Origin of the sequence: Stenotrophomonas sp. YIM B13575 (assembly GCF_042787595.1) — a bacterium.
Lineage (GTDB): Bacteria > Pseudomonadota > Gammaproteobacteria > Xanthomonadales > Xanthomonadaceae > Stenotrophomonas > Stenotrophomonas lactitubi_B.
Genome location: NZ_JBHZOP010000063.1, coordinates 1 through 12,190, shown reverse-complemented (window position 1 = coordinate 12,190; position 12,190 = coordinate 1). Strand labels below are relative to the sequence as shown.

General features: G+C 67.4%; 8 protein-coding genes. 6 read left to right on the top strand and 2 right to left on the bottom strand.

Going from position 1 to position 12,190, the window contains the following annotated elements; translation table 11 throughout:
* Positions 1–7: 7 nt before the first annotated feature.
* Complete coding sequence (locus ACFX4F_RS11685; protein ID WP_380655392.1) at positions 8–1,057, bottom strand: DUF1176 domain-containing protein; 1,050 nt, start codon at positions 1,055–1,057, stop codon at positions 8–10.
* Between the two features lie 133 nt (positions 1,058–1,190).
* Here ACFX4F_RS11685 and ACFX4F_RS11680 point away from each other — a divergent pair, with 133 nt between their 5' ends.
* The gene (locus tag ACFX4F_RS11680; protein WP_380655389.1) at positions 1,191–4,070 is read left to right on the top strand and encodes a VIT domain-containing protein; all 2,880 of its coding nucleotides are present in this window, start codon (positions 1,191–1,193) and stop codon (positions 4,068–4,070) included.
* Between the two features lie 102 nt (positions 4,071–4,172).
* Here ACFX4F_RS11680 and ACFX4F_RS11675 read toward each other — a convergent pair whose 3' ends face one another.
* Positions 4,173–5,384: an acyltransferase family protein gene (locus ACFX4F_RS11675; RefSeq protein ID WP_380655386.1), complete on the bottom strand. Its 1,212-nt coding sequence runs from the start codon at positions 5,382–5,384 to the stop codon at positions 4,173–4,175.
* Positions 5,385–5,581: 197 nt separating this feature from the next.
* On the opposite strand from ACFX4F_RS11675, the gene ACFX4F_RS11670 reads away from it, so the two are divergent.
* The 5 genes from ACFX4F_RS11670 to ACFX4F_RS11650 all read left to right on the top strand — a co-directional run bounded on the left by ACFX4F_RS11670 (position 5,582) and on the right by ACFX4F_RS11650 (position 12,118).
* Positions 5,582–6,424, top strand: a complete 843-nt coding sequence (locus ACFX4F_RS11670; protein ID WP_380655449.1) for a LytTR family DNA-binding domain-containing protein — start codon at positions 5,582–5,584, stop codon at positions 6,422–6,424.
* Between the two features lie 90 nt (positions 6,425–6,514).
* Positions 6,515–7,640 (top strand): peptide chain release factor 2 gene (gene prfB / locus ACFX4F_RS11665; RefSeq protein WP_099818762.1). Its coding sequence is split into 2 segments (ribosomal slippage): positions 6,515–6,589 and positions 6,591–7,640, totalling 1,125 coding nucleotides; the frame shifts between segments, so codons are not numbered across the junction.
* Positions 7,641–7,739: 99 nt separating this feature from the next.
* On the top strand, positions 7,740–8,522 hold the full coding sequence (locus tag ACFX4F_RS11660) for a helix-turn-helix transcriptional regulator (RefSeq protein ID WP_099818357.1): 783 nt from the start codon (positions 7,740–7,742) through the stop codon (positions 8,520–8,522).
* A gap of 488 nt (positions 8,523–9,010) precedes the next feature.
* A complete protein-coding gene (locus ACFX4F_RS11655) occupies positions 9,011–10,402 on the top strand; it encodes an NAD-dependent succinate-semialdehyde dehydrogenase (RefSeq protein ID WP_380655381.1) in 1,392 nt (463 codons plus the stop codon).
* 75 nt (positions 10,403–10,477) lie between these two features.
* The gene (locus tag ACFX4F_RS11650) at positions 10,478–12,118 is read left to right on the top strand and encodes an acetolactate synthase large subunit (RefSeq protein ID WP_099818359.1); all 1,641 of its coding nucleotides are present in this window, start codon (positions 10,478–10,480) and stop codon (positions 12,116–12,118) included.
* The last annotated feature ends 72 nt before the right edge of the window (positions 12,119–12,190 follow it).

The window sequence follows — 12,190 nt, the reverse complement described above, 5'->3', positions numbered from 1 at the left end:
GGGGGCGTCAGCGGACCTCGCTTACCCGCGTCGGCAGTTCCCAGGTTCCGCCGGGAACGCCACGGCACAGGCCGCCGCTGATCGCCGAGGTCGCGATGAAGCGCGTGCCATCCCAGGTCCACGTTTCATCCGACACGCAGTCGGCCAGACCACGGCCCTTGTGCGAGGCGACAATCTGCCCGTCGCCGTAGTCGATCGCATCGCTGGTCACCCACTGCGGCTGGTAGGGCGCTTTCTCACCGATGACCCAGTAACCATCGCCGGTGTTGTAGGCGGCGCGCCAGCAGGGAACGTTGACCAGCAGGTGCTTGGCATCCAGGCGCTGGATCTGCAGTGGTGAGTTGCTGATCGGAAGATCCGGGTCGGCGTCGAGCAGGCCTTCGCAGCTGGGCTCTTTCAGGGTGGCACGCAGCGCTGCACGCAGCGCCGGTGAAGCGGCCAGCTTGGCAAACGCCGGGTCGTCCGGCGGCGTCGACAAGGTCGCTGCCTTGCGCACCAGGGGTTTGGCAACGGCGGCCGGCACGCTGCTTTCGGCGGCAGTGCCCTTGCGCATCACCGCTCCCGGTGTCCCCACGCGACCCTGGAACTCGTCGGCCTTCAGCAATACAGCCGCTGCACCCTTGTCCGACAGCGGCCACGCATGGCCGGCGGCATCGACAATTGTGATGCCGCCATCGCGCACCAGTGCCGACAGCACTGCGGTGGTCTGCGCCGGGCTCAGCGCATAGGTGCCTGTGTCCTTGGCCGGCGCCAGCACGCCGAGATCACGCTGCTGGATGCGCAGGTGCAGCGCGCCCTTGGGCTGCGGCTGGTCATCGATCGGCTGCAACGACACGCGGCCGTTGATGGCCTGATCGGGGCCACCCTGCCGCGTCAGCAGCACGCTCAGGGTGCTGTCATCGCCACTGGCATAGCCGGCCGCGCGGCAGGTGCGGGTGTTGTCGCAGGCCAGGACCCAGTCGTGATGCTGGAAATACAGCCCGGCAGGCGCGTCGACGGCGCCGGCGGCCAGTGGCCAGCACAGGGCCAGCAGGGTGGGAAGCAGGGGAGAACGCATGGGCATCCTTGCGCGGGATCGGGAAGTCGCACATGGTGCGCCCAGGGGCGGCGAAGAGCCAGCATCGAATCGCGTTAACCCCATCCCTCCGTCTGGTGCGTTCAAGCAATCACGATCCCATTGGAGTCCTGTCATGGTCTTCGCCCGATGCTGCACCGTACTGCTGTTGGCCTTGGCAACCTGGCCGGCTTCGCCCCAGGCGTCACGTCGTCCGGCACCGCCGATGACGTCCACGCCGCTGCTGATCGCACCCGCGGCGGAACAGCCCGTGCAGCTCCGACAGGCGCGCATCGAGGGTGAGGTGCAGGCCGGCATCGCCCAGACCCGCATCACCCTGGAGTTCCACAACCCCAATCAGCGCGTGCTGGAGGGTGAGCTGCAGTTCCCGCTGGGCGAGGGCCAGCAGATCACCGGCTTCGCCCTGGACATCAATGGCGAACTGCGCGAGGCGGTGCCGGTGCCCAAGGACCGCGGTCGCCAGGTGTTCGAGGAGATCGCCCGTCGTGGCGTCGATCCGGGCCTGCTGGAGCAGACCGCTGGCAACCAGTTCCGGCTGCGCGTGTATCCGCTGCCCGCCGGCGGCAGCCGCCGCGTGCAGCTGGTCGTGCGCGAGCCGCTGGCATACGCCGGACAGGGCTGGCGTTGGACACTGCCGCTGCAGTTCGTCGCCGCTGCCGCTGCCGTTGAACTGGACGTGCAGGCACCGAAGGATGCTGACACGGGCGATGCGCCGTTCCGCATCGCCGATGGTCGCCTGCACTGGCAAGGTCGGGGCGTGCAGTTGCCGACCCAGCTGCAATGGACGCTGCCGGCCGAGCGCAAGGCACAGGTGCAGGTTGCGCGCTGGCAGGACGGTCACTACCTGTTGGCACAGCTGCCGGTGCCGACCTCGGCCGCGCCACGCCGTGTGCCGTCGGAAGTGGGGCTGCTGTGGGATGGTTCCGGCTCCGCTGGCCGGCGTGATCGCACCCGCGAGTTCGCGCTGCTTGATCGCTACTTCGCTGCGATGGGCGAAGGCAACGTCGCGCTGACGGTGCTGCGTGATCGTGCCGAGCAGGTGCGTCGTTTCCGTATCCGCGGCGGCGACTGGAGTGAACTGCGCCGGGCGTTGATGGCGGTGCAGCCCGATGGTGCCAGTGCGCTGGCGCAGTGGCAGCCGCAGCCGGAGGTGAAGGAATACCTGATGGTGAGCGATGGCCTGCTGACCTACGGGCCGGAAGCATTGCCGGCGCTGGCCGCCGACCAGCGCCTGTTCGCGATCAGCAGTGCTGGTGCACGCACCGATGCCATCCGCCTGCGCGGTTGGAGCGAGGCGCATGCAGGTGCTTTCGTGGCGCTCGGCAGCGATATCGATGCCGCCGCGCGGGAGCTGCTGTCGGTACCTCTGGATGTCCAGATCGACGCCGGACGTGGCGTGCAGGATGTGGTGATCGATCGCCGCAGCCAGGCTCAGGGCTGGCTGTGGTTGCATGCGCGGTTGGCGGCCGAAGGTGTGCCGATGCGGGTACGCGTGGCTGGCGGCGAGTGGCAGGCACTGCCCGCGACGCAGAAGAACGAAGACGGTGATCTGCTGGCCGGCTTGTGGGCACAGGCACGTCTGCAGCAGCTGTCGGCCGATCGACGCGGCAACCGTGAGGCGATGCAGCGCCTGTCGCAGCAGTTCAGCCTGGTGGGCCCGGATACCTCGCTGATCGTGCTGGAGACCCTGGACGACTACCTGCGCTATGCGATCCGTCCGTCGGGCAAGCTGCGCGCCGAGTATGACCAGCGCTTCGCACGCCAGGTTGCAGACCGCGATGCGGCCGACCGTCAGCGCCTGGACAACGTGGTGACGCAGTGGCAGCAGCGCCAGCAGTGGTGGAATCGCAGCTGGCCGAAGGGGGCGCCGCCGCAGGTGGATTCGAAGGCGCTGGAGGTGGCGGCCGGCGCCCCGCCGGCACCGGTAGCGATGCTGGTTGCTCCGGCACCGGCCGCAGCGGAGATGCAGTTGAATGCAGCCACTGCGCGCCAGCGTTCGGTTCCACGCCCGGCACCAGCGCCCGCGCCGATGATGGAAGCAGCCGCCGATGCGATGGCGGCCGAGCCTGCCGCTGCCAATGACGGCCAGCTGGGAATCAAGCTGGCTGCGTGGCAGCCGGATTCGCCGGTTGCCCGCCGCCTGCGCCAGGGGCCGTCGTCGCAACTGTACGACCGCTATCTCGCCGAGCGCGCGGCGAACGCCGACAGCAGCGCATTCTTCCTCGACGTGGCCGATCTGCTGATCGAACAGGGGCAGCGCGATCTTGCCCTGCGCGTGCTCTCCAACCTGGCCGAGATGGAGCTGGACAACCGCCATCTGCTGCGCGTTCTCGGTTATCGGCTGATGCAGGCCGACGCTCCGGCGCTGGCGGTGCCGGTGTTCGAGCAGGTGCTGGCGATGGGCCAGGAAGAACCGCAGAGCTTCCGCGACCTGGGTCTGGCGCTGGCCGCAGCGGGCAAGCCGCAGCAGGCGCTGGCGCCGCTGTACCAGGTGGTCGTGCGCCCTTGGGATTCCCGTTTCGACGGCATCGCGCTGATCGCCCTGGACGAGTTGACCAACCTGGTGGCCGGCAGCAAGCCGCGGCTGGACACCAAGAGCATCGACCCGCGTCTGCTGCAGGCGATGCCGCTGGACCTGCGCGTGGTACTGGCCTGGGATGCCGACAACAGCGACATGGACCTGTGGGTGACCGACCCGAACGGTGAGCGCGCGTACTACGGCAACCGCCTGACCTATCAAGGCGGGCAGATGTCGCAGGACTTCACCGGTGGCTATGGCCCGGAACAGTTCTCGCTGCGCAACGCCAAGCCCGGCAAGTACAAGGTGGAGGCGAACTACTTCGGCAGCCGCCAGCAGCTGGTGACCGGCGCGACGACGCTGATGCTGCGCCTGACCACCCACTGGGGTACGCCGAAGCAGAACGACCAGGTGGTGACGATGCGACTGAAGGACCGTGCCGAGACCGTGCTGGTGGGCGAATTCGAGGTGCGTTGACCACTTCGACGCCCGTGTAGGGTCGAGCTTGCTCGACTGCTTCGCTGTAGAGCCGAGCCTGTGCTCGGCTCATGGCACAAGCAGCCGAGCGTGGGCTCGGCTCTACAACCGTGCCGTTGCGGCGCGTGCGATCGGTGACTCTGGTGGATTGGCACGCAACCCGAACAGCGGCCGCAGCCAGCGCACGCGCCGCACCAGCAGTTCGTGGATCAGCAGGCAGCCGCCGACCGTGCCGACAATCACCAGCAGCGGCTCCAGCCAAGCGCCCAGCTGCAGCGGCCGCAGCCAGTACAGCAGTACGATCAGCACGGTCTGGTGCAGGATGTACCAGCTGAAGACCGCCTCGCGGCAGTAGCCCAGGCCACGCCATGGACGCGCAAGCAGGACCTGCGCCCAGCCGAAGATGGCCAGCAGGGCGCACCAGGTGTACATCGCGCGGCCGACGCGCTCGGTCTGCGCCCATGGCAGCGACAGTACCCATTCCGGCAGATCGCCAACATCGGGCATCCGGGCAAGTGCGCGGATGCCCAGTTCGACAGTCAGCCCGATCACGGCCAATACCAGGGTCAACCGCCGGCCACGCACCAGCAGATCCCATCCACGCTGCCAGCGCGCCGCAAGGAAGCCGCCGAGGAACAGGGGCAGCGATTCGGCGTGGACATACAGGTCATCGACCAGTGCATGGGTTGGCGGGTGCGCGGGCAGGATCACCAGCAGTGCCCACGCCAGCCACAGCACCGGCAGCAGCAGGCCCAGCGTGGCGATCCAGCGGTCGCCCAGAGGCAGATCCGGCAGACGGTGGCGTAGCGGCCGCACTACGCTGGCCAGCAGGATCGTCAGCAGCGTGTAGGGGATCAGGTATGCCAGGTACCACAGGTGGTTCCAGGTGAAGCCATAGGCGGCACCGCTGAAGCTGGCGCCCGGCCAGGGCCGGAATTGCCAGTAGCGCCACAGGAAGGCGCCGAGCCCCGGCGTTACGTCGCCCTTGTCCACCGCCTCACAGTAGGCCTGTAGGGAAACGACCGCGACGATGCCGAACAGCAGCGGCAGCAACAGGCGCCCGCCGCGCCGCAACGCGAACCGCCACCGGCCGTGCCCGGGCAGGCACAGGCCCAGTGCAATGCCGGAGATGGCGAACAGCAGCGGCATGCGCCAACGATTGAGCGCGATCATCGGCCACTGCAGCCACCCGGCCGTGTGGCTGCTCTTGAGGTGGAAGTCCCATCCGGCCACGTACGCCATGGCCACGTGGTAGAGGATCAGCAGCCCGAAGGCGCCGATGCGCAGGGTGTCGAGGTCGTGGCGGCGGGTCATCGCGCTATCCGTGTTGGTGTCGTTGCAGGGTGGAAGACCTTCCGGGGTGTCGCCAGCAGGAGGGGGTGGCTGGATGCCCCGCAGGGCCCAATGGCGGGGCTGGGGGACGAATGGCGTACGTCACCGGGGCCGTGGTTGGCGATAATCCAGTGATGGACGAGCACAACCAGCAGGACCCGCAAGTGCGTGGCGAACCAATGGGCAGCAGCAGGCAAGGACGGCAGGTAGCCGTGTTCTGGGTCGTACTGTTCCTGGGGACGGCGGTGGCCAACGTGCTGGCCAAGGTGATGATGGCGGCGCGCGATGGACTGCCCTCGCAATGGAGGGCGACGACGATCGACGAGTTCAGCAGTGCGCTGGTGTCGCTGCTGCTGCTGGCGTTGTTGATCCGCGCCGCCTCGCGTTGGCCGCTGCACGCCGACACCTGGCGGCAACGACTGATGCCGTACCTGCTGGGTGCGGTCGCGTGGTGGCTGCTGCACGTGAGTGGGATGGTCCTGCTGCGCAAGGCCGCGCACGCCTTGCTTGGCAGCCACTACACCTTCGGTGACTGGCCGGCGCAATGGTTCTATGAGTTCTTCAAGGACATCCAGACCTACGCGCTGCTGGTCTCGGCGGTACATGCCGTGGCCTGGTTCGGTCGTCGCCGGCAGGGTGAAGCGACCCTGCTCGCCGCCCCCGATGAGGGCCCGCCGGTCGAACCGGTCGATCGTCCCGACCATTTCCTGGTGCGCAAGCTGGGCAAGGAGTTCCTGGTGGCCACGGCCGACGTCGAGTACGCCCAGGCCGCCGGCAACTACGTGAACCTGCGGGTGCGCGGCCATGACTACCCGCTGCGGATCACCATGGCGGTGCTGGAAGCGCGGCTGGACCCGGCTCTGTTCCTGCGCAGCCACCGCAGCTGGCTGGTCAACCGTGACCAGCTGCGCTCGATCGAGCCGCTGGATGGCGGCGAGGCCTTGCTGCACATGGCTGACGGGGCCCGGGTGCCGTGCAGCCGACGCCAGCTGCCGCTGCTGCGGCAGGCGCTGGGCGGGTAGGGCCGGGGCGGTACGAACCCGGCTTTTGCGCCGGTTCACTCCGGGCTGCGGTATCATTTGCAGTCATCTTTTGAATGTATGACCGCCGACATGATCGAACTGAATCCTGTCCGCCAGCGCATCGCCGATCTGACCGATCGCGTGTTGTCGCTCCGGGGGTATCTTTGACTACGACGCCAAGAAAGAGCGTCTTGAAGAAGTAACGCGGGAGCTGGAAAGCCCCGACGTCTGGAACAACGCCGAATACGCCCAGAACCTGGGGCGCGAGCGCTCGACCCTGGAAAAGACCGTGGGCGGCATCGCCGCGGTGCTGGAAGGCCTGAGCGACGCCACCGAACTGCTGGAGCTGGCCGAGTCCGAGCAGGACGAGGACACGGCGCTGGCCGTGGTGGCCGACTTGGACAAGCACCAGGCGCACGTGGAGAAGCTGGAGTTCCAGCGCATGTTCTCCGGCCAGATGGACACCGCCCCGGCGTTCGTCGACATCCAGGCAGGCGCCGGTGGTACCGAAGCCCAGGACTGGGCCGAGATCCTGCTGCGCATGTACCTGCGCTGGTGTGAATCGCGCGGTTGGAAGACCGAGCTGATGGAAGTGTCTGGTGGCGACGTCGCGGGCATCAAGTCGGCCACGCTGCGCGTGGAAGGGGACTACGCCTATGGCTGGCTGAAGACCGAGACCGGTGTGCACCGCCTGGTGCGCAAGTCGCCGTTCGACTCGGACAACCGCCGCCATACCAGCTTCACCTCGGTGTTCGTGTCGCCGGAAGTGGACAACAACATCGAAATCGACATCAATCCGGCCGATCTGCGTACCGACGTGTACCGCTCCTCCGGTGCCGGTGGTCAGCACGTCAACAAGACCGAATCGGCGGTGCGTATCACCCACATCCCGACCAACACGGTCGTGGCCTGCCAGACCGGCCGCAGCCAGCACCAGAACCGCGACAACGCGATGAAGATGCTGGCCGCCAAGCTGTACGAGCTGGAAATCCAGAAGCGCAATGCCGAGCGTGATGCGGTGGAAGCCACCAAGTCCGACATCGGCTGGGGCAGCCAGATCCGCAACTACGTGCTCGACCAGAGCCGTATCAAGGACCTGCGCACCGGCATCGAGCGTTCGGATACGCAGAAGGTGCTCGACGGCGATCTGGACGAATTCGTCGAGGCCAGCCTGAAGGCCGGCCTGGCGGTCGGTTCCAAGCGCATCGATGCCTGATGCGTGCCCGGCGACAGCGGTACCGTCCGCTGCCCGGGCCCTGTATTGCGGGACGTCATCGGCGTCCCGCAATGCCGTTGAAACCTGCAGGGCAGGGTGATGATGCGCAGTGAAGCCGAACGCAAGGAACTGGGTGGCTTTCTCAAGGCCTGCCGCGCGCGGGTCGAGCCAGCAACACTGGGCCTGCCAGCGGGGCGCAGGCGCACGCCGGGCCTGAAGCGCGAGGAAGTCGCGCTGGCGATCGGGGTCAGCGTCAGCTGGTACACCTGGATCGAGCAGGGCCGCGAAGTGCGCGCCTCGCCCGAGGTGCTGGAGCGCCTGGCGCAGGTGCTGCGGATGAGCGACGACGAGCGCGCCTACGCGTTCGCGCTGTCCGGCTACGGGGTGCCGCTGGAGTTCCCCGACGAAACGGTGACCGACGGCCTGCGCCAGCTGGTGGAGGCAATGCAGCCGATCCCGGCATACGTGCGCAATACCCGCTTCGACATCCTGGCCTGGAACCCGGCCATCGCCGATCTGTTTGTCGACTACGGTCAGTTGGCGCCGCATGAGCGCAATACGCTGCGGCTGATGTTCCTGTATCCGCCGTACCGCACGCTGATCCTCAACTGGGAAGAAATGACCCGCGGCCTGCTGGCCAGCTTCCGCGCGGCGATGGCGCAGGCGCCGGACAAGGCGCCGTTCCTGGCGCTGGCCGAGGATATCGGCACGCACAGCGAGCAGTTCCGCCAATGGTGGCCAGAGCACGATGTCCGTCGTTTCGACGAAGGTGCCAAGAAGCTGAACCATCCCACGCGTGGACTGCTGGACCTGCAGTACGTGGCGTTGGTACCGGAGAGCCGGCACGACCTGTCCCTGGTGACCTACCTGCCGCGCAGGTAAGGGGTTCGGCGGGGCGGTGTCGGAGTGCCGCGATCGAGTAGATCCACGCCATGCGTGGATGCTTTTCGATTTCAATTCGAGATAGTCGATCTCGATGGAAATTCATCCACGCATGGCGTGGATCTACTGTGTCGACCAAGGTCGACACCTACCAACAGCCGCGGGAATCTGTCGAAGGCGGGGTGGGTCCGGTTGCGGGGGCGTGAGCGCCATGGATGGCGCGACCGAGCTTACATGGACGTACTTGCAGCGTCCCCTGCAGCCGGACCCGCCCCGCCATCCCACGGAATGCCGCTGTTGCTGTTGCTTCCGTTGTTGCTGTTGCCTCTGCGGGTGCAGGGCGCAGCCCTGCCGGGAGCCCCACCCCATTCAGGCAGGTAAGTGCAGGTCACAGGATAAACAGACGCCTTGTTGCCTTTACCGATCGGGTCCACATTCCTTGTCAGGAAACGGGCAGCCGCCCGTTGTCGAGACAACAGGAGACCTGCATGTCCGCTTCCCCCGCAGCCCCCGCTGCCATTTCCCGCGATCCGGCCACCGGCCAGCAGATCGCCAGCCACCCCTTCGCCACTGCCGCCGAACTGGAAGCGATCCTTGATCGCGGCCAGGCGGGCTTTGCTGCCTGGAGTGCGCAGTCACTCGAACAGCGCGCGGGCGTGCTGCGTGCGATGGCAGCCGTGCTGCGCCGCGACCGTGAACCCCTGGCCGCGCTGGCCACCGCCGAGATGGGCAAGGTCCACGCCGAGTCGTTGGCCGAGATCGAGAAGTGCGCGGTGCTGTGTGACTGGTACGCCGACAACGGCGCGGCGTTCCTGCGCGACGAGCCGACCGCGGTGGCCGACAACAAGGCCTATGTCTCCTACCTGCCGCTGGGCGTGGTGCTGGGCATCATGCCGTGGAACTTCCCCTACTGGCAGGTGATGCGCGCGGCCGTGCCGATCCTCATGGGCGGCAACGGCTTCCTGCTGAAGCCTGCCGAAAACATCGTCGGCACCGCCGGGCTGCTCGCCGCTGCGTGGCGCGATGCGGGCCTGCCGGAGGGCACCTTCATCGCCGCGAACATCAGCCGTGAGGGCACCAGTGCCGCCATCGCCGATGACCGTATCGCCGCGGTGACCCTGACCGGCAGCGTCGCCGCCGGACGCAGCATCGCCGCGCAGGCCGGGCAGGCGCTGAAGAAGGTGGTGCTCGAGCTCGGTGGCTCGGATCCGTTCATCGTGCTGGCCGACGCCGACCTGGACGCCGCAGTCGATGCCGCCGTCGCCTCGCGCTTCCAGAACACCGGGCAGGTGTGCATTGCCGGCAAGCGCATCATCGTCGAAGAGCCGGTGTACGAGCGCTTCGTGGCGTTGTTCTGCGAGCGGGTGCAGGCGCTGACCGTCGGCGATGGCCGCGAAGCCGGCAACCGGATCGGCCCGATGGCCCGCCAGGACCTGCTTGAACAGCTTGATGCGCAGGTACGCGCCTCGGTCGAGGCCGGTGCGCAGCTGCTGGTGGGCGGCAAGCAGCTTGATCGCCCCGGCAGCTTCTATGCCCCCACCGTGCTGGCCGGCGTCGAGCCGGGAATGCAGGCGTTCGATACCGAGACCTTCGGGCCGGTGGCGTCGATCAGCCGTGCGCGCGATGCCGACCATGCGGTGGAGCTGGCCAACCAGAGCGAGTTCGGGCTCAGCGGCAATCTGTGGACGGGCGACCACGCCCGTGCGATGCAGCTGGCGCGCCGGCTGCAGACCGGTGGCGTGTTCGTCAACGGCTTCTCGGCCTCCGATCCGCGCGTGCCGATCGGCGGCGTGAAGAAGAGTGGCTTCGGCCGCGAGCTGTCGCACTTCGGCATCCGCGAATTCGTCAACGCGCAGACGGTGTGGTTCGACCGCCGTTGACGCGGGCCATCCACGCTTGCTGTCAGCATCCCTGCAACGTTCCATCATCACGCACTGCGAGAAGGACGTCATTCCATGTCCAAGGGTTCCGATCTGCTCGTCGCCGCACTCGAAAACGAAGGCGTCGAGCGCATTTTTGGCATTCCCGGTGAAGAGAACCTCGATGTCGTCGAGTCGCTTCGCCACTCCAGCATCGAGCTGGTCATCACCCGCCACGAACAGGCTGCCGTGTTCATGGCCGCCACCTACGGCCGCCTGACCGGCAAGCCGGGCGTCTGCCTGGCCACGCTCGGCCCGGGCGCACTGAACTTCACCACCGGTGCCGCCTATGCGCTGCTCGGTGCGTGGCCGGTGATCATGATCACCGGGCAGAAGGGCATCGTCGCCAGCAAGCAGGCGCGCTTCCAGATCGTCGACATCGTCAGCACGATGAAGCCGCTGACCAAGTCCGCGCGGCAGATCGTCTCGGCACGCACCATCCCGACCATCGTCCGCGAGGCGTTCCGTACCGCCCTGGAAGAGCGTCCCGGCCCGGTGCTGCTGGAACTGCCCGAGGACATCGCGGCGATGGAGGTCGAGGACGTCGCACTGATCCCGCCACACCCGGTGGATCGGCCGATTGCCAGCCCCGAGGCGCTGGACCGCGCGGCGCAGATCATCCGCGACGCCAAGCGGCCGCTGCTGGTGATCGCGTCGGCCGCCTCGCGGCCGCAGTCCAGCGAGGCGCTGTCGGCCTTCGTGCTGCGCGCCGGCATTCCATTCGTCACCACGCAGATGGGCAAAGGCGCGGTGGCCGGTGGCTCGGGCCTGTACATGGGCACGGCGGCGTTGAGCGAGCGCGACTACGTGCACATGGCCATCGACCAGGCCGACGTGATCGTGACCATCGGCCACGAGGTCACGGAGAAGCCGCCGTTCGTGATGCGCCCGGGTGGCCGCACGGTCATCCACATCGGCTATTCGCAGGCCGCGGTGGAGCAGGTGTACTTCCCGCAGGTGGAGGTGATCGGCGATATCGGCCGCTCGCTGACCCTGCTGGCCGACCGTATCGAGGGCAAGGTCGACAACGCCGCTGCACTGTTGCCGCTGCGCGCGACGATCCTGGAACACATCGCCGATCGTGCCGAAGAGGCCGGCTTCACGCCGCAGCGGCTGGTGCATGACGTGCGCCAGGTGATGCCGCCGGACGGCATCGTGGCGCTGGACAACGGCATGTACAAGATCTGGTTCGCGCGCAACTACCGCACCCAGGTGGCGAACACGCTGCTGCTGGACAACGCATTGGCAACGATGGGCGCGGGCCTGCCGTCGGCGATCATGGCCTCGATCCTGTACCCGCAGCGCCGCGTGCTGGCGGTGTGTGGCGATGGCGGTTTCATGATGAACAGCCAGGAGCTGGAGACCGCGCGTCGGCTGGGACTGAACCTGGTGGTGCTGATCCTCAACGACGGTGCCTACGGGATGATCCGCTGGAAGCAGGCGGTGGACGGCTTCGCCGATTACGGCATGACCTTCGGCAATCCGGACTTCGTCAAATACGCCGAAGCCTATGGCTGCCAGGGGCATGAGGTGACCGCGATCGAGCAGTTCATTCCGACGCTGGAAGCGGCGTTCACGGCGGGTGGCGTGCATCTGGTGTCGGTGCCGATTGATTATTCGGAGAACCAGCGGGTGCTGGTGGACGAGCTGCGGCAGGCGTTCCCCGGGAACGGGTAGGTGCGGATGGTTGGGTAGCGCCGGGCCATGCCCGGCGGATTTCCGGGGAACGACCGCCGGGCATGGCCCGGC